Raw genomic sequence first — 24,942 nt, 5'->3', positions numbered from 1 at the left:
TGTATCTTCCTTTATTTAACCATACTTAATCAGCCGTAATCAATTTGAAGGAGGATGCGATCGTGTCGGAAGACCAAAGATTCCGTGAAGAAACGGTGAAACTGGAGCATACGAAGGAAGCGATTCGAACGCAGATCGCGGGCATCGGCCCGCGGTACACGGGCAACGATTATACCGAACAGACGCTCGACGCCATTCGTCAGGAGCGCAAGATTCGATTGACCGCATCCGAAAAGGAACCGTACTTCGGAAGGCTCGACTTCCGCGAGGCGGGCAAGAGCGAGCCGCTGCCGCTTTATATCGGGAAGTCTGGCGTAGGCGAGGAGAACGGGCACCGCCTGCTCGTCGTGGATTGGCGGGCGCCGGTATCGAGCTTGTTTTACGCGTTCTCTGGCGGCGATCCCGAGGTTGCCTACGATTCGCCGGAGGGGCCCGTGCCCGGCACCGTCCACTTGAAGCGCAACCTGCTCGTGCGCGAAGGCGAGCTGCAGCGCGTCGTGGACAGCTATGCCGAAGGCGGCGAGCAGGGCGGCTCGGCCGGCGACGAGTTTTTGTTGCACAAGCTTGGAGAGAGCAAGGACAACAAGCTGCGGGATATCGTGTCGACGATTCAGCAGGAACAGGACGCGATTATCCGTACCGAGAAAAACAAAGCCGTATTCATCCAGGGCGTCGCGGGAAGCGGCAAGACGACCGTCGCGCTTCATCGGCTCGCCTACCTGCTCTACCGCTATCAGGATCGCGTCCGCGCCGACCGCATGATGATCCTCGCGCCGAGCAAAATGTTCCTGAATTATATATCCGGGGTGCTACCCGAGCTTGGCGTCGGGGATATCGGCCAGCAGACGTTCGAAGATTGGGCGCTCGAGCAGATCGGCGAGGAGCTGCGGCTCCGGGATCCGGCGGAAGAGTTGGCCCGGTGGTTTGAGGGCGATGCCGTCGCGAGCGGTCGGTCGGACACGCCGGCCAAGCGCAAGGGCAGTCTCGGCTTTTTGGCAGAGATCGACGAAGCGATCGCGGAGCTTGCGCGGACGATGGTGCCGGACGAGCCGTTCTCGCCCGACGATCGCCGCATCCTGACGGCAGAGCAGGTTCGCGCCTGGTTCGCGGAGGAAAATCCGCTCGATCCGCTCATGAAAAAGCGGGAACGGGTGCTTAACCGGATCAAGCGCTGGATGGAGATCGAGCTCGGCAAAGCCAAATGGAGCGAAGCCGAGGTGCGCAAAAAGGCGAATGCTCGCTGGAAGGCATACGCCGGCAAGCTGCCGCAGCATACGGCCGCTTCCTTTTACAAAGCGTGCGGCTGGCTGGCGAACGAGGCAGAAGGGACAAAGCGCGCCGGCGCGTCTTCCAGATCGAAGGGTAAAAGCAAGGCTTCCGCCGTTTTCGCCAGGGAAGATCTGGCCGCGCTCGTCCATATTCATCTGAAACTGCTCGGCCCGACCGTGCCGGCCTACGACCATATCGTGATCGACGAAGCGCAGGATTATGCGCCGGCGCAGCTGCATGTGCTGAGGCAGCATCAACGGATCACGTCGATGACGGTGCTCGGCGATCTGCAGCAGGGCATCCACGACTATGCGGGCATCACCGACTGGGCGGAGCTCAAAGGCTTGTTTCCCGCGGACGAGACTTCGTATTACGAGCTGGACCGGAGTTACCGGTCGACGCTGGAAATCATCGAATTCGCCAACCGCATTCTGAAGGGCATGGGCGGGGGCGTCAAGCCGGCGCGCCCCGTCTTCCGCAGCGGCCGGCCGGTGGAGGTCGAGCGGACCGCCGAGTCGCCGGACGTCGCCGCGATCGCGGCGATCGTCGAAGAGTGGGGGCGGGAAGCCGAGCTGCAAAGCATCGCGGTGCTGGGCCGGACGGCCGCGGCCTGCGCGCGCATTCATGCGGGTCTGACGGCCCGCGGCATTCAAGCTTCGCTGCTGGAGGCGAAGCAGCAAAATTACGAAGGCGGGATCACGGTCGCGCCGGTGTATTTGTCCAAGGGACTTGAATTCGATGCCGTGCTCATTCCGGATGCAGGCGCGGCGGACTACGGGGCGGGGGACGCCAAGCTGCTCTACGTCGGATGCACGCGCGCGCTGCACAGGCTGAAGCTGCTCTATGCGGACGCGCCGACAGCGCTTATTGCCGAGCGGGACGGCGCGCCGGAGGTGGCGAGCCGATGAGAAGAGGAGGCCTGCGGGCTGTCTTGAATTTTGCGCTTATCATTGCCGCGTATCTCGGACTGAACTTCTTTATCGGCTGGAATGCGCAAACCTGGCTGAACGTTTGGTTGCCCGGCTTTCCGGACGCGGCGCTGTGGACATTGCTCGCTTTGGCGGCGCTCGGCTATTTGATTGGGCGTCTCCGTTTTCTGCCGAAGCCCGTCGGGCGCGGGCTGAAGGTGTTCGGCGCTTATTATATCGGGCTGTTCGAATACGCCGTGCTCCTGCTGCCGCTCGCCGATCTGGCGGTGTGGCTGTTCTACGAAGCGGGCTCGGATTATAAGCATACGGTAGAAACGACCGGTTTCATCGTCGCCGTACTGCTGCTGCTCCTGTTCGCCTGGGGAACCTGGAACGCCTGGACGCCGATCGTGCGCAAATACGAGCTCGACGTCGCGAAGGATGTCGGGGGACGGCGCCGAATGGACATCGTGCTCGTCAGCGACCTTCATCTGGGCAACATCGTCGGCAACCGCCACCTGGATCGATTGCTCCCCCGCGTGGAAAAGATCAAGCCTGATCTGATCTTGCTCGCAGGCGACGTGCTCGACGACGTGATCGAGCCGTTCGTCCGCAACCGGATGGCCGAGCGTCTCGGCCGGCTCGCGGCGCCGCTCGGCGTCTACGCCGTGCTCGGCAATCACGAATACTACGGCGGGCATATCGAGGAATACGTCGAGCGCATGAAGGCGCTCGGCTTCCCCGTACTGCGCGACGAGCATGCGACGCCGGGCGGCATCTTGAACGTCGTCGGCCGCAAGGACAAGGCGGCGGAGTCGATGGATCCGAACGGCCGCAAGCCGGTGGCCGAGCTGCTTGCGGGCGTCGATCGCTCGCTGCCGATCATACTCATGGACCATCAGCCGTACGGCTATGCGGCGGCCGAGGAGGCCGGCGTCGACATCGTCGTGTCGGGCCACACGCATCGGGGCCAGTTCGCGCCGAACCACTGGGTGACGGGGAGACTGTTCGAGCTGGACTGGGGTTATTTGCGAAAAGGCAGAATGCACGCGGTCGTCTCATCCGGCTACGGAACCTGGGGGCCGCCGGTCCGTCTGGCGAGCCGCAGCGAGATCGTGCACTTGTCCGTCACCTTCAGCGGAGGAGCGTGATAAGCGGTGGAGTGTCCTTATTGCCAGGCCGAGCTGGTGCAGGTCGCGGGGAGATGCCCGAACTGCAGGCGCAAGCTGTACGAGGTGACCGAAGAAGACTTCGAAGAGACGGCGTTAGAGGCGGGCGGCGCCCCGGAGGACGAAGGGTCTTCGGGCGATGCCGAAGACTTGGAGCCTCGTGATATTCGAGAGTTGGCGGAGGCGCTCGAGGATCGCTTCGTCTGCCGCCGCTGCGGCGGACGCGGAGGCATTGCCAAAGAAGTGTCGATGACCGGCGCAGGACTCAGCAAGCTGCTGGACGTGCAGCATTATCACTATCTTTTTGTGTCCTGCGAACGCTGCGGCAACGTCGAGATTTACGACCCTGAGGTGCTGCTCGGCCGCAAGCCGGGCAAGCTGGGCACCGCGCTCGACATGCTTTTCGGCGGCTAGTGCGAAGTGTAAGGGCGGAACTAATAGTGTTTTAAAAGCACGCTGGTGGTCGGTGATTCGGTCGAAGCGCCGACCAAGCCGGGCTGTCCCGGGGGACTATTCGCAAGGCTGTTTTTGCTTTAAAATGTGAACCAAGCAACGTTTTTCCTCATTAGATCCTATCGATTCGAAGGAGCCTGGCCATGTCACGTAAGCTTCTGCTGCTGTTTGCGGCGCTGATGCTGCTCGTTCCGTCCGTTGGCGCTGCGGCCAGCTGGGACACGCCGTTTGTCGTTTATTACGACAATTTGTACAAAATAACGGATGAATCCGTGCCCGCAGACCGGCTCGGCATGAAGCTGGGCAAAGTTTCCCTTTATGCCGAGACCGAAGGCGCTTACAAGGGGAATTTCTCCAACGCGCTGCCGAAGGGCACCGAATTCAAAGGGATTCTGGGCATCGACGTGCAGGATGCGATCGCTATCGACGCAGGAGGCGGCGTCTACGTCAAAGCGGTCTACCAGGAGTCCTACAAGGACAGCAAGCTAAGCGGCACGAGAGAAGCGCTGGCGAAGCTCGACTGGCTGTGGTCGCTGCTTATCGCCGCAGCAGCGATCGCCGCTTATGTCGTCTGGCAGCGCAATTCGAAGCGTAGCACTGGACATAGCCGGTGATCATTTGGATCAACGGCGCTTTCGGTGCAGGCAAGACGACGGCCGCATATGAGCTGCACCGGAGACTTCCCGGCTCGTTCGTGTTCGATCCGGAGGAGGCCGGTTTCTACATCCGCGCGAGGCTGCCCAAGTCGCTTCGCGGCAGCGACTTCCAGGACTTTCCGATGTGGCGGTCGATCAACCGCGAGATGCTGGCTTATCTGGCGGCGAAGCATGCGGGACCGATCATCGTGCCGATGACGGTCGTGAACGAGGATTACATGGACGAGTTGGTCGGCGCGCTGCGCGGCTCGGCATTCGCGTCGACGACTACACGCTGACGGCGTCGCGCGAGACGCTGCTGCGTCGTCTTCGCAGCCGGTGGGAGAGCGAGCGCTCATGGGCGGCTCTGCAGATCGACCGATGCTTGGCCGGCTTGTCGAAGCCGGCATTCGAGGTCCATATTCAAACGGACGGCATGAATCCGGATCAAGTCGTCGCCCGCATCTCCGAGTTGTCCGGACTCGCGCTCGCGCCGGATCGCCGCGGCTCGATCAAGCGGGCCTGGGACAGGCTGCGAACGAAAGCCGGCCATATTCGGCTCGGGCGATAGTGTATAAGCATAGAGACAGGCGCCGCGGCACATTTCCCGCGGCGCCTGTTCGTGTTACCCCGCAACTGCATTAAAGCTGCCGCACCGAACGCCGAACGATGAGCTCGGCGGGCAGCACGATCTTGCGCCAGCCCGGCACCTGTCCGTCGCGGGATTGGATTCGATCTAGCAGCATCTGCATGCCGAGGTAGCCGAATTGGTAAGCTTGCTGGGAGATGACCGTGAGGAAGGGATCCATCTCGGCGTAAGACACCAGCTCGTCGAAGCAGACGAGCGATACGTCTTCCGGCACGCGAAGCCCGCGCGATCTAAGCGACCGCATGAGCTCGACGGCAAGCACGTTGTTGCCTGCGACGAAGGCTGTAGGAAGGGGGCGCAGGCTGTCGAGCCAAGCTTCGATGCCGGTCAGATCGCTGCGCGGACCGAAGCTCGTCTCCAGCACCAGCGCTTCGTCGTAGGCAAGATCGTTCAGCTTGAGCGCTTCCCGGTAGCCCTCGAGCCGCTCCCTGGCGCTTGAGATCGTGCGCGAGCCGTTGATCAGCGCAATTCTGCGGTGGCCGCAGCCGACGAGCTGCTTGACCAGTTGGCGCGCGCCCTCCTTGCTGTCGCCGAGCACGACGTCGCTGTCCATGCCCGGCACCTCGCGGTCGAGCAGCACGAACGGCACGCGGTGACGACGCAGCATCTCAAGATGAGGGAGGGACGCATCCCCGGCAGGAGCGATGAGCACGCCGTCCGCCCGCGTTTTCAGAACGGCGTCGATATAGTCGTTTTCCTTTTCCAGGTCCTCGTCCGTATTGCCGAACAGCAGCCGATAGCCGTGCTTTTTCGCCGCGTCCTCGGCACCGCGCGCAAGCGTCGTATAAAAAGGGTTTGTAATATCGGTAATCATCAGAAACAGCAGCCGCGTCTCCTGGAGGACGAGGCTGCGCGCCATCTGGTTCGGCACATACCCCAGCTCGTCCATGACGCGTTTGACTTTTGTCCGCGTTTTTTCGCTGATGCGTCCCGTGTTATTGATAACTCTAGATACCGTCATCGCCGAGACGCCGGCTTTTTCCGCGATATCGTAGATGGTGACCATGCGCGTCCAATCCTTTCATCAAGCCGCCATATGCTTAATCTCTATCTTACAAAAGTGATGGATTGACAGCAAGACGTTTCGTTGTTAATTTAGAGTTATCGATAACATATTAATCGCTTTCAAGGAGGCATCATTAATGACTGACAACGCTTACCGGTATCAAAGCGGATTTCCCAAGATCGGCATTCGCCCGACGATCGACGGCCGTCGCAAGGGCGTGCGCGAATCGCTTGAGGACCAGACGATGAACATGGCCAAGGCCGTGGCGGAGCTGCTCAGCAGCACGCTGCGGTACCCGAACGGCGAGCCGGTCGAGTGCGTCATCTCGGACACCTGCATCGGCGGCGTCGCCGAGGCTGCCGCATCGGCCGACAAATTCGCCAAGGCCGGCGTCGGCGTCTCGCTCACTGTCACGCCGTGCTGGTGCTACGGCACCGAGACGATGGACATGGACCCGACGCTGCCGAAGGCGGTGTGGGGCTTCAACGGCACGGAGCGTCCGGGCGCCGTCTACCTGGCCGCCGTGCTGTCCGGCTACGCGCAAAAGGGACTGCCCGCGTTCGGCATTTACGGCGAGCAGGTGCAGGACTCTGGCGACACGACCGTACCCGAGGACGTCCGCGAGAAGCTGATCGGGTTCGCCCGCGCGGGGCTTGCGGTCGCGATTATGCGCGGCAAATCGTATTTGTCGATGGGCTCGGTATCGATGGGCATCGCAGGCTCGATCGTGAACGACGGCCTGTTCCAGGAATACCTCGGCATGCGCACGGAGTACGTGGACATGTCCGAGTTCGTGCGCCGCATCGAAGAGGAGATCTACGATCCGGCCGAGTTCGAAAAGGCGCTGGCGTGGGTGAAGGAGAACTGCAAGGAAGGGCCGGACAACAATCCGGAGCGCCTGCAGAAGAGCCGCGCGGACAAGGACAAGGATTGGGAGACCGTCGTCAAGATGACGCAGATCGCCCGCGATCTGATGATCGGCAACCCGCGACTGGCGGAGCTCGGCTTCGGCGAAGAAGCGCTCGGCCACAACGCGATCGTCTCCGGCTTCCAGGGGCAGCGCGCTTGGACCGATCATTTCCCGAACGGCGACTTCCTCGAGACGATTCTGAATTCGTCGTTCGACTGGAACGGCATCCGCGCGCCTTATATCGTCGCCACGGAAAACGACAGCCTGAACGGCATCCCGATGCTGATGGGCTACCTGCTCACGAACACCGCGCAAATTTTCGCCGACGTGCGGACATACTGGGGACCCGATTCGGTTGAAAGAGTTACCGGTCACAAATTAACGGGTGCTGCCGCGGGCGGCCTGCTGCACCTCATCAACTCCGGCTCCGCGACGATGGACGGCACCGGCGAACAATCGAAGGACGGCAAGCCGGCGATGAAGCCGTTCTGGGACATTTCGCCCGAAGAGGCGCAAAAGTGTCTGGACGCGACGAGCTGGCGTCCGGCGTCCGCGGAATACTTCCGCGGGGGCGGCTATTCGTCGGACTTCCTGACGAAGGGCGGCATGCCGATGACGATGTCCCGCCTGAACTACGTCAAAGGCATCGGCCCGACGCTGCAAATCGCCGAAGGCTATTCGGTCGACCTGCCGCCCGAAGTGCACGACGCGCTCGACAAGCGCACCGACCCGACCTGGCCGACGACCTGGTTTGCCCCGATCGTGACCGGCAAGGGCGCGTTCCGCACCGTGTACGACGTCATGGACAACTGGGGCGCGAACCACGGCTCGATCAGCTACGGCCATATCGGCGCCGACCTGATCACGCTCGCTTCGATGCTTCGCATTCCGATCAGCATGCACAACGTCGCCGAGGAGCGCGTCTTCCGCCCGCGGGCATGGGGACTGTTCGGCACGGACGGCATCGAAGGCGCCGACTTCAGAGCGTGCGCGAACTTCGGACCGCTTTACAAATAACGGGCCGACGAACGGGCCATCCAGCGAAGCCGTCCGCTCCGGGCGGCCTTCGTCCCGTCTGATCCTTTTCTTTGTTCGACCGCACCGTTTTCCGTCGGCATTTTCCGATCGCAACTTTTTAAAACCTTGGAGGTCATTCACGCATGAGCGCCACCGATATTCGCAATGAGCTGTGCAAGTACGCGCGCAAGACGGTATCGAACAAACTGGTCGTCGGGCCCGGCGGCAATCTGAGCGCCCGTCACGAGGGCAAAATGTATCTGTCTCCGAGCGGGTTCGCCCTGGACGAGATCGCGCCCGAGCAATGGGTCGAGGTGGACATCGAGAGCGGGGACATTACCGACATCGGACTGCGGCCATCGTCAGAGGTGCTGATGCATCTGTACGCCTATCGGGCCAATCCGTCCATCGGGGCGATCGTTCACACGCATCCGCCGTACTGCATCGCCTTCACGCTGGTCGAGCAGGAGCTGCCCGTCATGTTCCCCGACCAGGCGGCGCTTGTCGGCACGACGACGTATGTTCCGTACGTGCTGCCGACGACCGATCGTCTCGCTGACGCTGTCGTCGCCAAGGTGAACGACTACAGCACGATTCTGCTCGGCAATCACGGCCTGGTCACGACGGGGCGCAATCTTCGCGAAGCGTACTACCGTACCGAAGTCGTCGAGGAGAGCGCGAAGATCTGGCTGATCGCGAGCGCCATCAAGACGCCGAAGGCTTTGACGGACGCCGAGTACAAAGAGATCGCTTCCCTGGAGAGCGAGGCGTATCGGATCGAGCTGCTGCAAAAAATGAAATAGGCGGAGGACGGGACATGAGCGAGACAACGGCTGCAAGGGGCGATTCTCGCCGCGCGATCGCGCTGGCGTTCGATATGGGCGCAAGCTCGGGGCGCGCCTATGTCGGTGAGCTTGCCGCAGAAGCGGACGGCACCCGCAAGCTAAAGGTGGCCGAGATGCACCGCTTCGAAAACGAAGCCGTCCGCGTGGGCAAACATCTGCATTGGGACATCCTGCGCTTGCTGCAGGAAATTAAGCGCGGCATTCGCAAGACGTTCCAGGCCGGCTATGCGCCGCGGACGCTCGGCATCGATACGTGGGGCGTCGACTTCGGGCTGATCGACAAAGGCGGCGAACTGCTCGGCAATCCGTACCATTATCGCGATCCGCAGACCGAAGGGTTGATCGAGGAGCTGAGCGAGCGCTTCGGCGCAGACGAGCTGTTCGCGTCGAGCGGGCTTCAATTCATGCCCTTCAATACGCTTTATCAGCTCTATGCGATGAGCCGGGCCGGTTCGGCGAAGCTCGCCGCAGCCAAGACGCTGCTGCTGACGCCCGATCTGCTCACCTATTTGCTCACGGGCGTGCCGGCTTGCGAATTCACGATGGCGACGACGACGCAGCTGTTCGACCCGCGCACGCGCAGCTGGAACACTTCGCTGATGAGCGCGCTCGGCATTCCCGAGACGCTGTTCCTCGAGCCGGTCGCGCCGGGCACGCGGATCGGCACGCTGTCGGACGAGGTGCTGGAGGAGCTGCGCATTCCCGCGATCGAAGCGGTGGCGGTCGGCTCCCACGATACGGCATCCGCGATCGCGGCCGTGCCGGCGGGAGACGAGCCGTTCGCCTATCTCGTCTGCGGCACCTGGTCGCTGCTCGGCACGGAGCTGGCGGAGCCGGTTCTGAAGCCGGAGACGCTGGCGCTGTCCTTTTCCAACGAAGGCGGCGTCGGCGGCAAATACCAGCTGCTTAAAAACATCATGGGCCTGTGGATCTTGCAGGAGTGCAAACGTGAATGGGACGAGAGCGGGTCCCCGATCGGCTATCCCGAGCTGGTCGAGCTTGCGGAAGCGGCAGAGCCGCTGCGGAGCTTGATCGACCCGGACGACGCGCGCTTTTACGGACCTTCCGACATGACGTCCAAGATTCGCGCTTTCTGCCGGGAGACCGGCCAGCCGGAGCCGCGGAACCCGGGCGAATTCGCCCGCTGCATTATCGAGAGTCTCGCGCTCCGCTATCGCCAGGCGCTGGAACAGGCGGAGGCGCTTACCGGCCGTCAGTTCGGCGGACTGTACATGGTCGGCGGCGGCATCCAGAACAAGCTGCTCTGCCGGCTTTCGGCCGGCGCGATCGGCCGTCCGGTCCATGCGGGACCGGCCGAGGCGAGCGCGATCGGCAATCTGCTGCTGCAATTCGTCGCCCAAGGCGAGATCTCGGATCTAGCCGAAGCAAGACGTCTTGTGTCGGCTTCGTTCCCGGCGGATCGTTACGAGCCTGCCGAGGGGGAAGCATGGGAGGCGGCCTATAGCCGGTTTCGGGCGCTGAAGCCTGAAGCCGAGATGTAGCTTCTAACTGGATATAATGAATAACCCGCTGCTTCCGAAAGGAAAAGGCGGGTTTATTTCATTTCACTTTCCTAATCTTTAAACGACATTAAACGACAATAAACGACTTTGTTGTTGATAATTCATCAAATATTTCATCGATTACGGGTTTGACATTAAGTTATTTTAATCCTCACGCCGATATGTGAAGTAGAGAGCAACCTAACGAAGAGCCGGACGTGCGGCGGGAGGCAGTCAACGGATGAATTGGACGGTCGGCAAAAAAATGGTAGCGGCGTTTACCGCCATCGTCGTCGCGCTTGCGGCGCTGGGCTTTATCAGCTTGGTTAACATGAGCTTTATGAACAAGCAGTCGCAGGAGATCGGCAACGACTGGCTAAGCGGCGTCGAATCGATGAGCAACATCAAAATCGATCTTCAGGAGATTACCAATCAATACTATCAGTCGTTAATGGCCGCGGACGCAGCCGCCAAAAAGAAGGCAATCGACCAATTGACGGCTTTGTTCCCGGAGATCGATAAAAGCGTGAGCGAATATAAAAGCTCGGTCGCAAACGATGAAGACAAGAAGCTTTATGAGGCGCTGCAGCAAAACTGGACGGAATTCAAGGCCAGCTATGCGGCTTCGTCTCAAAATGCCGGCAGCGCGGACATCTCGAACAAAACGGTCGAAGCGTTCACAAAGCTTGAAAAAGACGTGGACCTGCTGATCGACTTTAACCACGACGGTGCCGTAAAAAGCGTGAAGGATAACGACAAGCTGTTCAAAAGCAGCGCATCGCTCGTTTTTTACCTTGGAATCGCGATCGTTCTGCTCGCAGTCGTGCTGTCCTGGTCGATGATCCGCAACATTACGGTGCCGCTGAAGCAGACGACGGAAGCACTTGGCCGAGTAGCCGCGGGCGATCTTCAGATTACCTCGATCGAAACGAAGCGAAGCGACGAGTTCGGCACGCTGCTGAGGAGACTGAACGATACGGTCGCCAAATTGAGGGGCTCCGTCAGCCAGATACAGGACAGCGCTTCGGTGCTCGCAACGTCCGCGATCCAACTGTCCGGCGGCTCCGAGCAGAACAAAGGCGCATCCGGGAAGATCGCGGAGTCCGTCTCGCTCATCGCTTCCAATTCGGAAAGCCAGGCCAAGTCGGCGGCAGAGTGCGACAGAGTGATGGAGGAGATGGCAGAGGGCGTCAGCAGAATCGCGGAGACGACCTCCGAGGTCGCGGAGCTGTCCGCAGGTGCCGCTGCTGCGGCTACGACGGGGACAGATCGCATCGTCAATGTGACGGAGCGAATGGCGTCGCTTGAGCAGACCGTAGCGCTTGCCGGCAAGCAGATCACCAATCTCGTCGCCAAATCTCAACAGATCGGCGAGGTGACGGGCATCATCGGCGAGATCGCTTCGCGCACCAACCTGCTCGCGCTGAACGCCGCGATCGAAGCGACTCGCGCAGGCGAGCACGGTGCAGGCTTTGCGGTCGTTGCGGGTGAAGTTCGCAAGCTCGCCACCCAGACCAACGAATCTGTCGGCAACGTCTACACGCTGATCACCGAGGTGCGCGAGCAAGTCGAGTCGATGTCCGCGCTCATGAACGCGAGCATCGAAGAGGTGCAAGCCGGCAGCACGGCCGTGAACGAAGCGGCTGCCGCCTTCAAGCAGATCGCGAGCGCCTCGTACGACGTTTCCTCCCGCGTACAGGAGGCTGCAGCGGCAGCCGAACAATTGGCCGCGAGCTCGGAGGAAGTGTCCGCGTCGGTGTCGAATATCGGCCATATGGCGTCCACGACCGCTTCGATGACGCAAGAGGCGGCGGCTTCGGCGGAGGAGCAGCTCGCGTTCAGCGAGGAGCTGTCTTCCTCGTCCCGGACGCTGTCCGGCATCGCGGCGGAGCTCAAGAATACCGTCAGCGCTTTTAAGCTGTAAGAGAGCATAGACTGGGAAAAGCCGCACTCGCGTTTTTGCGAAGGCGGCTTTTCGGCACGTTATGACGGGGATGCATGCTGCGTGAGCGGAAGCTCGACCGTGACGCGCGTGCCGACGACGAGCCGGTTCGCGATCGACACATCGCCGCTGTGCATTTGCACGATCCGCTGGACGATCGACAGGCCGGGACCGCTGCCGCCGGCCGCCCGGTTGCGCGATTTGTCCGCTTTGTAAAATCGCTCGAACAGACGGGGGAGATGCTCGGGCGCAACGCCGGGGCCGGTATCTTCGACGTGCACGACTGCGCTGCCGCCCGTTACGGTCAGCGTGATGCCGAGCATGCCGCCTTCGGGCGTAAATTTGATCGCATTGTGAAGCAGGTTCACCCACACCTGTCTCAGCAGCTCTTCGTCGGCTTCCAGTTCGCATTCGGCGAGTCGGATGTCGAGCTCCAGCCGTTTGGCTTGCCATTGGGGCTCGGCGGCCAGCACGACCTGGCGCAGCTGCTTGTCCAGCCTGTACGTGCGGGGCTGGAACGCCGGGCGCTTGGATTCGAGCGTCGTAAGCATGAGCAGGTTGTCGCTGAGCCTGGACAGTCGCTCGCTCTCCGCTTCGATAATGTCCAGGTAATGCTTGCGCTGCGCCTCCGTGAGCCGATCCGATTTGAGCGCCTGCGCAAAGCCTTTGATCGACGTGAGCGGCGATTGAATCTCGTGAGAGACGTTGGCGACGAACTGCTGCCGCATATTTTCGATCTGACCGAGATCGGCAGCCATCTGCTTGAAATTTTTGACGACCTCATAGTATTGTCCCGCGTACCGCGGATTGACCTCCAGGTTCACGTTGAAGTCGCCTTTGCCCATTCGGGACATCGCGTCGGTCAGCGCATTCACGAGCTGCATCGCCCTTGCCTCCGGCCTGAACAGATAACGAATGACGGCAATGGACAAGCCAAACAGGAAAAAAGTAAAAATGAGCGTCAAATATTCGCGCAGTGTCCCGGGCATCGGCAGCATGCGGTTGACGGCACGAAGCAAAAAGTGCGCGGCGGTCCAAAGAATGGAGTAGCAGGTTAGAAACACGAAGACGCCGGTCAAAAAATGCAACGGCGGCGGCAGCCTCTCGAACCATGCCCGCGTTCCGCCGGCCGCCAGCGCCTCGCTTCTGCGCTGCTCGCGCATGCGGTTCTCGAATTGCTTTTGCAGCCGGCGATATTCCTTGTGGCTCTGTTCGAATTTCTTCCATAGACGGGAAAGCCGCGATCCGCCGATGTTCAAGCGAGCACCTCCAGCCGGTAGCCAAGCCCCCGAATCGTGGTGATCCGGAAGCCGCAATCGTCGGGGAAGCGCTCGCGCAGCCGTTTGATATGCACGTCGACCGTACGCTCGTCGCCTTCGTAGTCGAAGCCCCAGATCTGCTCGATGAGCTGATCGCGGGAGAACGTCTGACCGGGATGGCTCGCCAGCTTGAACAACAGCTCGAACTCCTTGAGCGGCAGCGTGAGCGGCTCGCCGTCCAGCTGAAGCTCGAACGTCTGCCGGTTCATGACGACGCGGCCGACCTGTGTCTGATGGGAGACGGCGATCTTGTACCTGCGCATGAGCGCCTTGACGCGTACGACCAGCTCCGCCGGCTCGAACGGCTTCACCATATAGTCGTCGGTGCCGAGCTGGAAGCCCTTGACCTTCTGCGCGGTCTCGCCCATCGCAGTGAGCATGAGGACCGGCAGCTCGTAATGCGTCCTTAGTTCGCGGCACAGCTCCCAGCCGTCCATGTTCGGCATCATAATGTCCAGCACGACCAGATCGAACGGTGATTCCGCCAGCATCGCCAGCGCTTCTTGGCCATCCGTCGCTTCCTGGATCTCGAAGCCTTCGGCGGCCAGGAAATGACCGAGCAACTCGCGGATATGCGGATCATCGTCTACAATAAGAATGCGCGCCACAAGCATCGGCCACCTTTGCGCTTGGATTGGGACATGCGCGGGTTGCGCTGCCTAGAGTATAGAAATAAAGAAAGTATAGAAAGTATTTTGACGCTAGTTTGTGAACTGAATATGAATCCTATTATGCTACAAGATCGCGTATTGGAGAAAGGGGAAGGGAGATGGCTGCAAACGGGAAACCGATTCGCGGCAGATTCGCGCCCACGCCGTCCGGCAGGCTGCATCTGGGCAACGCGCTGACGGCGCTGCTGGCCTGGCTGCACATTCGCTCGGCGGGCGGGGAGATCGTTCTGCGGCTGGAGGACCTCGATCGGCAAAGATGCAAGCCGGAGCTGGCCGGCGAGCTGCCCGGTGAGCTCAAGTGGCTGGGCCTGGACTGGGACGAAGGGCCGGACGTGGGCGGACCCCACGCGCCTTACGAGCAGAGCAGGCGTACGGCGTTATACGAACGGGTATTGGACGAGCTGCAGCGGCAGGGGCGCTTGTATCCGTGCTATTGCAGCCGTGCGGACCTGCAGGCTGCGGCCAGCGCGCCGCACGGGCTTGACGCGGAGGGGCCGGCCTATCCGGGCACTTGCCGAAGACTGACCGCCGCAGAGCGGACGGAGCGGGCGCTGCGCAAGACGCCGTCGCTGCGCTTTGCGATGGATGAGCAAGCGAACTATCGGTTCCATGACGGCATCGCCGGCGAGACCGTATTCTCCGGCGCGAGCGGCGGCGACTTCGTCGTGCGGCGCGCGGACGGCATCGTGGCTTATCAGCTCGCCGTCGTTGCCGACGATATCGAGATGGAGATTACCGACGTGCTGCGCGGCTGGGATCTGCTCGATTCGACGCCACGGCAGCTGGCGCTTTACGAAGCGTTGGGCAGTCCGCCGCCGCGCTTCGCGCATTCGCCGCTGCTGCTCGGCGCGGACGGCAGCCGACTGTCCAAGCGTCACGGAGCGGTATCGCTTCCGGAGCTCAGGGACCGGTTCGGCGTGCGCGCGGAGCGTTTGGTCGGGTTTCTGGCCTGGCTCGCCGGCTTGTGCGACCGAGTCGAGGCGTCGAGGCCGGCGGATTGGATCGCCGCCTTCGACCTTGCTTCCGTCCGCAGGCAAGCGGTGACGCTGCCGGACAACTGGATCGATCTGCTGACCGGCAAGTAGCTTGCGGACCATTCATTAAAAATAGAGGAGACGTGGCAACATGCCGCACATTATCGGCCAGCGCGTTCGACTGCGCGAATATCGCCATGAGGATCTCGTGCCGATCCGCCAATGGGTGAACGACGAAGCCATTACGGAATTTTTGTCGGATATTTTTCTGTTTCCGCACGGACTGGAGTCGACGGAAGGATTTCTGGCCGACATGATGGATCAGCGGCCGGACAGCCGCAGCTTCGTCATCGCGGAAGCGGATACGGAGCTGTATATCGGACAGATCGGACTGGACGCGATCGATTGGAAAAACCGCTGCGGGCGGATCGGCGTCGTCATCGGCACGCTCGAGCGCTGCGGGCAGGGACTGGGGACGGAAGCGATGCGGCTTTTGTGCGGCTATGCGTTCAAGGAGCTTAATCTCCATCGATTGGAACTGGAGGTGTACGATTTTAACGAGAGAGCGTATCGGAGCTATTTGAAGTGCGGTTTTGTCGAAGAGGGGAGGTTAAGAGAGAAGCTGTACCGAAATGGCCGCTATGCGGACGTCATTCAAATGGGATTATTGAGGTCGGAATGGACTGAATAATAAACGCGTCATAAAATATATTATGTAAACAAAATCTGCAAAAACCGCCCGTTCCGCCTTCTGCGTGCCTCGTGCTTGTATCAAGGCGGTTTTAGTTAATGACATTAACATTTGAATTTGCCAGTCGAATGCAACTCCTCCTCTTTTAAAGCGTCTAATGAATAGATTCATAGATGGCTTGAAAGAGAGGGAGCGTTACCCTGATGAGATTGCCTTATCCGATTCGAAAATGTCTCCCGGCCGTTCTGGCCTCGGCGATGCTGCTGCCGATCGGCGCGCAAGGCGCTTCGGCGGCGACGGCGCCAGCGGTCACGATCGTGCTGGACGACGTGAAGCTGCCCGTACCCGTGCCGCCGCTCAACAGCAAAGGAACGATTCTGCTGCCGTTCCGGAAGATTGCGGAGGCGCTGGGCGTCAACGCGGTCTGGGTGCCCGCGAACAAGTCTGTCATCGCGAAGGGCAAAGGCGCCGCGGGGCAGCGTGTCGAGGTGCTTTTGAAGCTCGGCCAGAAAACGGCTACAATTAACAACGTTAAATATGCGCTGAACGCTGCGCCTGTCATGTCTGGCGATTCGGTGCTCGTGCCGCTAGCCTTTTTCAGCCAGGCATTTGGCGCGCAAGTGACTTGGGACGGGCCTGCCAAGACGGTCCGCGTCGTATCGCCGCAAAGCGAGATGCGGCTGCTCGGTTTTTATGCAGTAGGGGCTTATAGTCAGCTGGCGATTACGAACGAAATGAACGATGTTGCCTTCGGCTGGAGCCAGGTCGATTACAATGGGCAAATCAACATAAAAGATACGACCGGCGATCGCTGGTATTGGCCGCAAGCGGCAGCCGAAGATACGCCCGAATCGATCGTGGCGCAAGTCAATTCGAACGGCTCGGGCAGCTACTTGGCGGTGCTCGGCAAGGACGGCAAGGGGCAGCTGATGAAGATGCTGACCGACAAGACGCTGCGGGACGCATCGATCGAACGACTGCATTCTCTCGCCAAGGACAACGCCTTTGGCGGCATCATGCTCGACTTCGAAGGGCTTGGCTGGCGCGACGATCCCGTCATGGCCCAGTCGGCGTTGAACGGCTATGTCAAGCAGCTCGTCTCGGCAGTCAAGCCGGACGGCATCAAGGTAGCGCTAGCAGTGCCGCCGCTCAACGGCGAATACAAGGGGTACGATTATGCGGCGTTGGCCAAATGGGCGGACGAGCTCGTCATTATGGCCTATGACTACGGAAACAACGATAAGCCGCAGCCGAACGCGAAGGTCGTAGAGGCAATCGACAAGGCGATCGCGACGGGCGCGCCAAAGTCCAAGCTGCTGCTGGCGATTAATTTGAATGCGGAAAACGAGACTACGGTCGACGACAAGCTCGGTCTGGCGAAGCGCTACGGTCTTGGCGGCGCCGCCTTTTGGAGATTGGGGCTATTTACGGACGCCGAGCGGACCGCTATCGATCGTTCGGTGAAGAAGATCGGAGGATAGGCATGCCGTTTGCCGCTTTATTGAACCGCTACGATCCGGGAACAAGCTGGACGGTCTCCGAGGGAGAGAGCGGCTGGAACAACACGACGCGAATCGCGGAAAACGATTGCGGCGATAAGCGCGTGCTTCGTATCTATGAGACGCACAAGGATGCCGACAAGATCGCATTCGAGCACGATGTGCTGCTGAAGCTGAACGAGACGGCTTTGCCGTTTGCCGTGCCACGGCCGATCGCGCTGCCGGGCGGCGCGACCTTTTCGACGCTGGCGGATGGGACGGGGCGTTATGCCGCGTTGTTTACGTATACGGAGGGCGTCAGGCCGGACGGATCGGAGCCTGCCGTCGCCGCTTCGATCGGCGATGCCGTCGGCCGTCTGTCGCTGGCGCTCCGGACGCTCGAGCCCGCTGCTGCGCCGGCCTATTTGCCATGCTACGAGCTCGAGCGGACGCATCCTGCATGTTCGGGCAGCGTTATCATGGCTTTTTGCAAGGCGCCGCCGGCCGTGTTTGCCGATTTGCAGGACTCGCTTCAGCTGATCGGCAAGGCGATGCACGACTTTCAGGCGGCGCTAGACACCGTTCGCAGCCTGCCGCATCAGCTGGTGCACGGCGATATTAACGATTCCAATCTGCTGGTCGACACGCACATTCGTACGCAGATCGCGGCTATACTGGACTTTGAGTTTTGCACGATGGAACTTAGAGCGATGGAGCCGGCGGTTACGTTGGCGGGGTTAATCGGCGAGGCGGGGAACCTTGACGCGGCGGCCTCGTTTTTAAGCGGTTTCGGCGGCATCGCTCCGCTAAGCGAAGAAGAGATCGATGCGCTGCCTCTGCTCATGCGGCTTCGGCGGCTGGATGTTTTCGTCCATTTCCTGGGACGCTATTTAAGCGAAGTGGACGGTGCAGACGTCCTTCGTCAGCAGACGAAGGATATGGCGGCGGGGCTGGCGCTATTGGATCGGCATGAAGCGGCCATTCGGTCGGTGTGCATGGAGACGATGACGAAGAAAGCGAGTGGATAACGATGGCAATCGCACAAGTGACGATCGTGCCGATCGGCACCGGATCGACGAGCGTCAGCGCATACGTCGCCGAGGTCGAGCGCGTATTGCGCATGGCGCCGGAGCGTATCAAACATGAGATGACGCCGATGAGCACGATCATTGAAGGCGAGCTCGAGGATGTGCTGGCTGTCGTCAGACGCATGCACGAGACGCCGTATAATCATGGCGCCCAGCGCGTATCGACGTCGATCACGATCGACGACCGCCGGGATAAGCAGGGGAGTATGGCGCAAAAAATGGAGGCTGTCGCGGACAAGCTGCGGCAGCAGTCGGAATAAAAAAGGCGCTTGCCACAACTTGCATCGCGTTTTCGCGCGTAGCGAACGGACCGGGGCGCCGCTATTGTTGGATTTATCGCGATTCCCGGCCCGCTTGCGGACACCGAGGACGCTATTTCGGGTAAGTCGGCCTTTCTCAGCGTCGATCCGAGTAAATAACGTCGTTCCAGTCCGAAACCTATCGGAATTAGCCCCTTTTTTAAGAAATAGCGTCCATTGAGTCCGAAGTGCCGCGGATGCTTTTACGTCATAGAACACTTTAAAATCGGTTAAAAAAAGGGACGATGCGAGATCGTCCCTTTTGCGGTGTGTACGATTAAGAATCCGAGGTACGGCGCTTGTCGATCGCTTCCTCCATCGTTTTGTCCGTCAGATGCGCGTAGATCTGCGTCGTCTCCGGCGATGCGTGGCCGAGCTGCTCCTGCGTCTTGTATAGATCGTTGGACAGATAGTAGTCGGTCGCGAACGAATGGCGAAGCTTGTGGACGGACAGATAAGGCTTGCCGAACCGCTTCGCGTATTTGATTACCATTTCTTGGACCGCGCGCTTGGTCATGCGCGAGCCTTCTTTCTTGCCGTTTGCCAGCGCGAGAAAGAGGGCTTTTTCGCGTTTAGGCGCATGATAGCGAATCTCGCGCTGCTGCAGGTAGGACTCCAGGTTGGCAAGCGCGTCTTGCCGGAAAAAAACCGGCGTCTTGAAGGTGTCGTCGTTGCTGCCCTTGCGGTAGACGTACACAAGCTTCTTTTTAAGATCCAGATCCTCGAGGTTCAGGTTCACAAGCTCCGATACGCGCAAGCCTGAATTCAAAATGAGGCTTACGATACAGGCGTCCCGCGTATGGTTCAGCTCGTGAGCGTAAAGGGCCTGCTTATTGTTCGCGACGTCCAACGCATAATACTCGTTGATATACGCGATAAATTCCGAAATTTCCTCCTCCTGAAGCAACTTGCCTTCCAGCTTGGCCGCCGTGTCCTTCGGCTTGTGCGTTCGTTTGATCGACACCTTGGCCATCACGTTGCGCTTGAGCAACGGGTAGAAGTCGTCATCCTCCGCGATCTGGCTGAGATAGTGGAACAGCGAGCGGAGGGAGGAGAGCTTGCGCGAGATGGTCGTCCGAGAATTGGCATGCTCGCGGCGGGTGGACAGCTCCATCCGGAAGCTGTCGATTTCGTCCATTTTCAGCTTCTCCAGCGCTTCGATCGGAATGTCGGACATCTTCTCCGCCGTCGTCAAACCTTCGCGCATCAACCAGCTAAAAAAAGCTTCGTAATCTCTCACATACTCCAGCAGGGAAGAGGGGGAGAGGTCCGGCAGCTTGTAGTTAATAAACTTCTCGACGTACCAGGGCATACTGGGCACGCGCTGGTCCAGCTGCTCGCGGTCTTTTAATTTTTGCAGGTTCATTGAATTCGCGCTCCATGCAGTTGATTTAGGGTTATTATACCAGACCAACGGATGGAAGTGCGCTACGAACTCTCAATAGAAGGCGTCGTAAATAATATTATGTAAACTGAATTTGAATAGCTGCCCCAAAAATCAGTTTAAAGGGGCTGTTCCAGCGAAGTTGACATTGAATGCCCATTTCCGACACATTATGGATTAATCTCCAAAATCAAAAAGAGACGACCCTGGTAAACACCAGAATCATCTCTTTTTAAAAGACCATTTGAACTAAAATAAACGCCGTGATATAATCTTTGGCGTCATTGAAAATTTCATTTTGTTCGGTAATTATTTTGATCCCTATCTTAATAGTAAACCGAATACTGCGTTTTGTCAATGCTCTTTTTAATCCCTCGAAGAAATTATGAAGGAGTGTATCCATGGAGAAATTAAGGCGATAAGCTGGCGTTCGGTGCAATAGGGGTTAAAACAGGTGTCAACAACAAAAACGCAACGGTTAGGAGAGATGTTGAATGAACGCTCTGGTTCTCGACTTTCAAGAAATGAATCCTTCTCAGCTTTTGTTAGTGGGCGGAAAAGGGCTGCACTTGGGGGCTTTATCCAAGCTGGAAGGAATTCAAGTGCCGGAAGGGTTCTGTGTGACGACGGTTGGCTATCAAAAAGCCATCGCGTCTAACCAAACATTCCATGCGTTGCTGGATCGGTTGGCCATGCTTCAAATGGATGATCGGGATCAAATCGTTGAGATCAGCAACAAGATCCGACAGGTCATTATGGAAACAGACATTCCTTCCGATGTTGAGCAGGCCGTGACTGACCGTCTCTCCTGGTTCGGCGATGAACATGCTTATTCCGTACGTTCCAGTGCGACAGCCGAAGATTTGCCCCATGCTTCATTTGCAGGACAACAAGACACCTACTTGAATATTATCGGCAAGGCATCCATCCTGGAACACATTCGCAAATGTTGGGCTTCTTTATTTACGGAACGCGCGGTCATTTACCGCATGCTGAACGGATACGATCATAGGCAAGTTTATTTATCCGTAATCGTCCAAAGAATGGTGTTCCCACAAGCTTCGGGAATTTTATTTACCGCCGATCCTGTCTCCGGCAATCGAAAAATACTCACGATCGATGCCAGCTTCGGTCTTGGGGAAGCGCTGGTGTCCGGCTTGGTATCCGCCGACGGCTATCAAATCAAGGACGGGGGCATCGTCAACAAGCGGATTGAAACCAAGAAAATCGCAATTTACGGAAGAAAGGAAGGCGGAACAGAAACACGAGCGATCGATCTCGATCGGCAAGTGACGCAAACACTCACAGATCAACAAATTTTACAATTGGCGAGCATCGGCAGACAGATCGAGCAACATTTCGGCAGTCCCCAGGATATCGAATGGGGGTTGGCCGACGATACGTTTTATATCCTTCAAAGCCGACCGATCACCACGTTATATCCGATTCCGGAAACGAATGACGAAGAGAATCATGTGTATGTATCGGTCGGCCATCAACAGATGATGACGGACCCCATTAAGCCGCTGGGGATATCCGTTTGGAAGCTGACAGGGGCCGCAACGATGTTTAAAACGGGCGGTGGGCGGCTGTTCGTGGATATTTCGATGGGTTTAGGGACAGCTGAAGGCCGGCAAAATTTATTGGGTGTGCTGGGGCACTCCGATCCGTTGATCAAAGATGCGCTTATGACTCTCATAGAGCGAGATTTTATTAAATTGAACCCTAATGCCAAGAGCGCCTCGGGCCCCGTGAAAAGCCATGTAGGGATGTCGTCTGCGGATATTTTGGCTGAGGCAGGAAATGACCCGGGCATTGTGGCAGCTCTGATTAAGCGTAGCCAGGCATCGATAGCTGTCTTAAAACAAAACATTCAGTCCAAGTCGGGATTAGATGTAATGGAATGCATTCTGGAGGATATGCAGCAACGGAGGCAGCATAGTTCAGATTTAAAACATTTGAACGTAATTATGGCCGCCATCCATGCCTCGGCATGGATTAATGAAAAAATGAATGACTGGTTGGGTGAAAAAAATGTGGCAGACACCCTTTCCCTGTCTGTCCCTAACAATGTCACTTCTGAAATGGGCTTGGAGCTGCTGGATGTAGCCGATGCAATCCGCCCCTATCCGGAGATCATCGCGTATTTGCAACAAGTCAAGGATGAGCCCTTTTTGGATGAACTGGTATCATTCGAAGGCGGACGTCAGGTGCGGGATGCTATAGTCGCTTATCTCGACAAATACGGGATGCGCTGTGCCGGAGAGATCGATATTACAAGAACGCGCTGGCGTGAAAAGCCCAACATACTGGTCCCGATGATCCTCAGCAACATCAAAAATCAATCGCCTGGCGCCAGTAAACGAAAATTCGAGCAAGGACGACAGGAGGCTTTGAAAAAAGAGCAAGATTTGTTGGCCCGATTAAATGCGCTGCCGGATGGTGAGCAAAAAGCCGATGAAACCAAACAAATGATCGACTTGATCCGGAATTTCATCGGATATCGGGAATATCCGAAGTACGACATTGTCAGCCGCTACTACATTTATAAGCAAGCGTTGCTGAAGGAAGCGAAGCAACTCGTTCTGACCGGCGTGATCCAAGATCAAGAGGATATCTACTATCTCACGTTTGAAGAGCTTCAAGAAGTCATTCGCACTCGCCAACTGGATCGCACGGTCATCGACAAACGAAAAGACGAGTACAAGTTGTATGAAAAATTGACGCCGCCGCGTGTGATCACGTCGGATGGCGAAATCATCACGGGGCAATACAAACGGGAAAACGTTCCCGCCGGAGCCATTGCTGGACTCGCAGTTTCTTCAGGTGTTATAGAAGGAAGGGCGCGTGTAATTTTGAACGTCGAAGAGGCTGATCTGGAGGAGGGCGATATTCTGGTTACCGCCTTTACCGACCCGAGCTGGACGCCATTGTTTTTATCCATCAAAGGCTTGGTTACCGAGGTGGGCGGATTGATGACGCATGGAGCCGTTATCGCTCGCGAATATGGCTTGCCCGCCGTTGTCGGCGTGGAGAACGCCACCAAGCGGATCAAGGACGGGCAGCGTATACGCGTACACGGAACCGAAGGGTATATCGAGATTATTTAATGGGCTACCCCACTTACAGTGAGGAACTGCGCTTCGTATACAAGGAGGAAAGAAAATGGGCAAAGTGATCCTAAATATCAGCATGTCACTGGACGGTTTTATCGCCGGTCCCCGTATCCGGGACGAGGAGCCTATGGGCGATGCGGGCGAGAAGCTCCACGATTGGATGTTCAAGGGGAACACGGAAGGGGAGGCCAACGAATTCCTGGCTGAATTTTTCGAGAATACCGGCGCCTACATTATGGGGAAACGTACATTCGAACTCGGGCTGAAGCCGTGGGGAGAAAATCCGCCGTTCCATGCCCCTTGCTTTGTGTTAACCGCTGAGCCGGGCGAAACCATTATCAAGCAAGGTGGCACCTCGTATAATTTTGTCACTGACGGTATTGAGCGTGCACTCGAACGAGCACGAGAGGCTGCAGGCACTAAAGATGTTATTGTCATGGGCGGCGCTGGTGCTGCCCAACAATACCTTAACGCCGGCTTGCTAGACGAGATCTATATTCATCTGGCTCATGTGCTCCTCGGCGACGGTACGCGCTTGTTTGATCGACTTACGATCCAGCCAGCTGATCTGGAGGCAATAGCGGTTGCAGCGAAACCTGGTGTTACTCATCTGAAGTTTCGGATGAAGGACTATATGTAAGGACAAAATCAAACCATAATATGAGAAGACACTGGCCTTGCCCTGATAGGGTAACCCTGTGTCTTTTTTTTAGTTCGTGACAATCGTATTTCGACATTTAATGACAATAACATATTGAATTCGATCAATTAATGCTCTAAATCCTCGGACACCAGGTCTTTAATACCCCTCCGAATAATCTCGCAGCGCAGCATTTGAACGAACTCTGCATCCAGACCAAGCGATCTGGCCTCGAAATAACTGCTGGACAGATGTTCGTCCTGCAGATGCGCCAGAATAAATCTCATTTGGGGAATCACCTTGCCGGATGGTGTCTTTATGAGCCCGGCCGCTTCCTTGAAGCGAAGCATTTCCATTTGCACTTCTTCGGCGATATTCAATATTTCATGGCGGTTAAGCCTCACCTTGACCATTTGCTCCTGCAGCACGGTTTGAACCGCGAGAGAGGTGAACCATGCGTCGTCGCTTTCCTTTATCTCCTTCATCGTAATCACCTGCTAAACCTCGTTTACTTTTAGTTTGAAAGGAATAGAATTCTTTTGAATGCATTGCGCTTATATGTTAAAGTTTACCTGTAATTTATTGGTGTTGTCAGTGCAATTTGCGTGCGTGAAGATGCAATTTGAAGTGCATTTTTTCGTTTAAAATCAAAATAATGGAACTGTTACGCTAATAATAGTGTTTTCCTTTGCTAAAAGTTCAAAAAAGCCCTTTCCTCTTTTGGAGAGGAGAAAGGGCTTCCAATTACAAATTATAATATTATTGTTGAAGCGATTACTATGTTAGGACCAAAAACCTGCTGTACTCGTACCATCAGACTTATAAACAACCTTTTTTAGTATTGAAATTTCTTTTCCATTTAACTTAGAAGAGAGAGAAGTAAATCCATTCTGTACTTCATTCTTTTTGAAAGCTCGAATTTCTTTTTTTACTTCCGATGATGAATAGGTCAAAAGCATATCGCATACCTCCTAAAG

At 57.7% G+C, this 24,942-nt stretch carries 21 protein-coding genes and 1 pseudogene; 16 read left to right on the top strand and 6 right to left on the bottom strand.

Annotated features, from left to right (window positions below; translation table 11 throughout):
* The first annotated feature begins 62 nt into the window (after nucleotides 1-62).
* The 5 genes and pseudogenes from KVT38_RS21285 to KVT38_RS21265 all read left to right on the top strand — a co-directional run bounded on the left by KVT38_RS21285 (nucleotide 63) and on the right by KVT38_RS21265 (nucleotide 5,005).
* Nucleotides 63-2,177 (top strand): HelD family protein, encoded by a 2,115-nt coding sequence (locus tag KVT38_RS21285; RefSeq protein WP_217595761.1) that lies wholly within the window; start codon nucleotides 63-65, stop codon nucleotides 2,175-2,177.
* A complete protein-coding gene (locus tag KVT38_RS21280) occupies nucleotides 2,174-3,328 on the top strand; it encodes a metallophosphoesterase (protein WP_217595760.1) in 1,155 nt (384 codons plus the stop codon). The genes KVT38_RS21285 and KVT38_RS21280 overlap by 4 nt, the downstream gene beginning before the upstream one ends.
* A 6-nt stretch (nucleotides 3,329-3,334) precedes the next feature.
* Nucleotides 3,335-3,760 (top strand): zinc ribbon domain-containing protein, encoded by a 426-nt coding sequence (locus KVT38_RS35270; RefSeq protein ID WP_368859142.1) that lies wholly within the window; start codon nucleotides 3,335-3,337, stop codon nucleotides 3,758-3,760.
* A gap of 182 nt (nucleotides 3,761-3,942) precedes the next feature.
* On the top strand, nucleotides 3,943-4,413 hold the full coding sequence (locus KVT38_RS21270) for a hypothetical protein (protein ID WP_217595759.1): 471 nt from the start codon (nucleotides 3,943-3,945) through the stop codon (nucleotides 4,411-4,413).
* A pseudogene (locus KVT38_RS21265) lies at nucleotides 4,410-5,005 on the top strand (AAA family ATPase). The gene KVT38_RS21270 and the pseudogene KVT38_RS21265 overlap by 4 nt, the downstream one beginning before the upstream one ends.
* A 70-nt stretch (nucleotides 5,006-5,075) precedes the next feature.
* On the opposite strand, the gene KVT38_RS21260 reads toward KVT38_RS21265, so the two are convergent.
* Nucleotides 5,076-6,089 (bottom strand): LacI family DNA-binding transcriptional regulator, encoded by a 1,014-nt coding sequence (locus KVT38_RS21260; protein ID WP_217595758.1) that lies wholly within the window; start codon nucleotides 6,087-6,089, stop codon nucleotides 5,076-5,078.
* Nucleotides 6,090-6,225: 136 nt separating this feature from the next.
* Between KVT38_RS21260 and KVT38_RS21255 the strand changes: the two genes are divergently transcribed.
* From KVT38_RS21255 to KVT38_RS21240, 4 genes are all read left to right on the top strand, one after another.
* Nucleotides 6,226-8,016, top strand: a complete 1,791-nt coding sequence (locus KVT38_RS21255) for an L-fucose isomerase (protein WP_217595757.1) — start codon at nucleotides 6,226-6,228, stop codon at nucleotides 8,014-8,016.
* A 143-nt stretch (nucleotides 8,017-8,159) separates the two neighbouring features.
* Nucleotides 8,160-8,819, top strand: a complete 660-nt coding sequence (locus KVT38_RS21250) for a class II aldolase/adducin family protein (protein WP_217595756.1) — start codon at nucleotides 8,160-8,162, stop codon at nucleotides 8,817-8,819.
* 14 nt (nucleotides 8,820-8,833) lie between these two features.
* Complete coding sequence (locus KVT38_RS21245) at nucleotides 8,834-10,363, top strand: rhamnulokinase (protein WP_217595755.1); 1,530 nt, start codon at nucleotides 8,834-8,836, stop codon at nucleotides 10,361-10,363.
* A 241-nt stretch (nucleotides 10,364-10,604) separates the two neighbouring features.
* On the top strand, nucleotides 10,605-12,287 hold the full coding sequence (locus KVT38_RS21240; protein WP_217595754.1) for a methyl-accepting chemotaxis protein: 1,683 nt from the start codon (nucleotides 10,605-10,607) through the stop codon (nucleotides 12,285-12,287).
* A gap of 59 nt (nucleotides 12,288-12,346) precedes the next feature.
* On the opposite strand, the gene KVT38_RS21235 is transcribed toward KVT38_RS21240, so the two are convergent.
* Nucleotides 12,347-13,564, bottom strand: a complete 1,218-nt coding sequence (locus KVT38_RS21235) for a sensor histidine kinase (RefSeq protein ID WP_254639410.1) — start codon at nucleotides 13,562-13,564, stop codon at nucleotides 12,347-12,349.
* A complete protein-coding gene (locus tag KVT38_RS21230; RefSeq protein ID WP_368859141.1) occupies nucleotides 13,561-14,232 on the bottom strand; it encodes a response regulator transcription factor in 672 nt (223 codons plus the stop codon). The genes KVT38_RS21235 and KVT38_RS21230 overlap by 4 nt, the downstream gene beginning before the upstream one ends.
* A gap of 161 nt (nucleotides 14,233-14,393) precedes the next feature.
* Between KVT38_RS21230 and gluQRS the strand changes: the two genes are divergently transcribed.
* The 5 genes from gluQRS to KVT38_RS21205 all read left to right on the top strand — a co-directional run bounded on the left by gluQRS (nucleotide 14,394) and on the right by KVT38_RS21205 (nucleotide 18,786).
* Nucleotides 14,394-15,380 carry a tRNA glutamyl-Q(34) synthetase GluQRS gene (gluQRS, locus tag KVT38_RS21225; protein WP_217595752.1) on the top strand — a complete coding sequence of 329 codons (987 nt, stop codon included), beginning with the start codon at nucleotides 14,394-14,396 and terminating at the stop codon, nucleotides 15,378-15,380.
* Nucleotides 15,381-15,420: 40 nt separating this feature from the next.
* On the top strand, nucleotides 15,421-15,960 hold the full coding sequence (locus KVT38_RS21220; RefSeq protein WP_217595751.1) for a GNAT family N-acetyltransferase: 540 nt from the start codon (nucleotides 15,421-15,423) through the stop codon (nucleotides 15,958-15,960).
* Nucleotides 15,961-16,163: 203 nt separating this feature from the next.
* On the top strand, nucleotides 16,164-17,441 hold the full coding sequence (locus KVT38_RS21215) for a stalk domain-containing protein (RefSeq protein ID WP_217595750.1): 1,278 nt from the start codon (nucleotides 16,164-16,166) through the stop codon (nucleotides 17,439-17,441).
* A gap of 2 nt (nucleotides 17,442-17,443) precedes the next feature.
* Nucleotides 17,444-18,466, top strand: coding sequence for a phosphotransferase (locus KVT38_RS21210; RefSeq protein ID WP_217595749.1), 1,023 nt, complete (start codon nucleotides 17,444-17,446; stop codon nucleotides 18,464-18,466).
* Nucleotides 18,467-18,468: 2 nt separating this feature from the next.
* The gene (locus tag KVT38_RS21205) at nucleotides 18,469-18,786 is read left to right on the top strand and encodes an MTH1187 family thiamine-binding protein (RefSeq protein WP_217595748.1); all 318 of its coding nucleotides are present in this window, start codon (nucleotides 18,469-18,471) and stop codon (nucleotides 18,784-18,786) included.
* Between the two features lie 316 nt (nucleotides 18,787-19,102).
* On the opposite strand, the gene xerS is transcribed toward KVT38_RS21205, so the two are convergent.
* Nucleotides 19,103-20,191, bottom strand: coding sequence for a tyrosine recombinase XerS (gene xerS / locus KVT38_RS21200; RefSeq protein WP_217595747.1), 1,089 nt, complete (start codon nucleotides 20,189-20,191; stop codon nucleotides 19,103-19,105).
* Between the two features lie 512 nt (nucleotides 20,192-20,703).
* On the opposite strand from xerS, the gene ppsA reads away from it, so the two are divergent.
* Nucleotides 20,704-23,319, top strand: a complete 2,616-nt coding sequence (gene ppsA / locus KVT38_RS21195; RefSeq protein WP_217595746.1) for a phosphoenolpyruvate synthase — start codon at nucleotides 20,704-20,706, stop codon at nucleotides 23,317-23,319.
* 55 nt (nucleotides 23,320-23,374) lie between these two features.
* Entirely contained in the window at nucleotides 23,375-23,965 is a 591-nt protein-coding gene (locus tag KVT38_RS21190) for a dihydrofolate reductase family protein (RefSeq protein WP_217595745.1), read from the top strand.
* Nucleotides 23,966-24,093: 128 nt separating this feature from the next.
* Here the strand turns inward: KVT38_RS21190 and sda are convergent, their stop codons facing one another.
* The gene (sda, locus tag KVT38_RS21185; protein ID WP_254639412.1) at nucleotides 24,094-24,450 is read right to left on the bottom strand and encodes a sporulation histidine kinase inhibitor Sda; all 357 of its coding nucleotides are present in this window, start codon (nucleotides 24,448-24,450) and stop codon (nucleotides 24,094-24,096) included.
* Nucleotides 24,451-24,747: 297 nt separating this feature from the next.
* The gene (locus KVT38_RS21180) at nucleotides 24,748-24,924 is read right to left on the bottom strand and encodes a hypothetical protein (protein WP_217595743.1); all 177 of its coding nucleotides are present in this window, start codon (nucleotides 24,922-24,924) and stop codon (nucleotides 24,748-24,750) included.
* Between the last annotated feature and the right edge of the window lie 18 nt (nucleotides 24,925-24,942).

This window comes from Cohnella sp. GbtcB17, assembly GCF_019091135.1.
GTDB lineage: Bacteria > Bacillota > Bacilli > Paenibacillales > Paenibacillaceae > Cohnella.
This window is presented reverse-complemented; position numbering and strand designations above follow the sequence as displayed.

Excerpts from the sequence above, each read along its gene's own strand:
- KVT38_RS21280 (WP_217595760.1), top strand. The coding sequence starts at position 2,174 with ATGAGAAGAGGAGGCCTGCGGGCTGTCTTGAATTTTGCGCTTATCATT.
- KVT38_RS21270 (WP_217595759.1), top strand. The coding sequence starts at position 3,943 with ATGTCACGTAAGCTTCTGCTGCTGTTTGCGGCGCTGATGCTGCTCGTT.
- KVT38_RS21260 (WP_217595758.1), bottom strand. The coding sequence starts at position 6,089 with ATGGTCACCATCTACGATATCGCGGAAAAAGCCGGCGTCTCGGCGATG.
- KVT38_RS21255 (WP_217595757.1), top strand. The coding sequence starts at position 6,226 with ATGACTGACAACGCTTACCGGTATCAAAGCGGATTTCCCAAGATCGGC.
- KVT38_RS21250 (WP_217595756.1), top strand. The coding sequence starts at position 8,160 with ATGAGCGCCACCGATATTCGCAATGAGCTGTGCAAGTACGCGCGCAAG.
- KVT38_RS21245 (WP_217595755.1), top strand. The coding sequence starts at position 8,834 with ATGAGCGAGACAACGGCTGCAAGGGGCGATTCTCGCCGCGCGATCGCG.
- KVT38_RS21240 (WP_217595754.1), top strand. The coding sequence starts at position 10,605 with ATGAATTGGACGGTCGGCAAAAAAATGGTAGCGGCGTTTACCGCCATC.
- gluQRS (WP_217595752.1), top strand. The coding sequence starts at position 14,394 with ATGGCTGCAAACGGGAAACCGATTCGCGGCAGATTCGCGCCCACGCCG.
- KVT38_RS21220 (WP_217595751.1), top strand. The coding sequence starts at position 15,421 with ATGCCGCACATTATCGGCCAGCGCGTTCGACTGCGCGAATATCGCCAT.
- KVT38_RS21215 (WP_217595750.1), top strand. The coding sequence starts at position 16,164 with ATGAGATTGCCTTATCCGATTCGAAAATGTCTCCCGGCCGTTCTGGCC.
- KVT38_RS21210 (WP_217595749.1), top strand. The coding sequence starts at position 17,444 with ATGCCGTTTGCCGCTTTATTGAACCGCTACGATCCGGGAACAAGCTGG.
- KVT38_RS21205 (WP_217595748.1), top strand. The coding sequence starts at position 18,469 with ATGGCAATCGCACAAGTGACGATCGTGCCGATCGGCACCGGATCGACG.
- xerS (WP_217595747.1), bottom strand. The coding sequence starts at position 20,191 with ATGAACCTGCAAAAATTAAAAGACCGCGAGCAGCTGGACCAGCGCGTG.
- ppsA (WP_217595746.1), top strand. The coding sequence starts at position 20,704 with ATGAACGCTCTGGTTCTCGACTTTCAAGAAATGAATCCTTCTCAGCTT.
- KVT38_RS21190 (WP_217595745.1), top strand. The coding sequence starts at position 23,375 with ATGGGCAAAGTGATCCTAAATATCAGCATGTCACTGGACGGTTTTATC.
- sda (WP_254639412.1), bottom strand. The coding sequence starts at position 24,450 with ATGAAGGAGATAAAGGAAAGCGACGACGCATGGTTCACCTCTCTCGCG.
- KVT38_RS21180 (WP_217595743.1), bottom strand. The coding sequence starts at position 24,924 with ATGCTTTTGACCTATTCATCATCGGAAGTAAAAAAAGAAATTCGAGCT.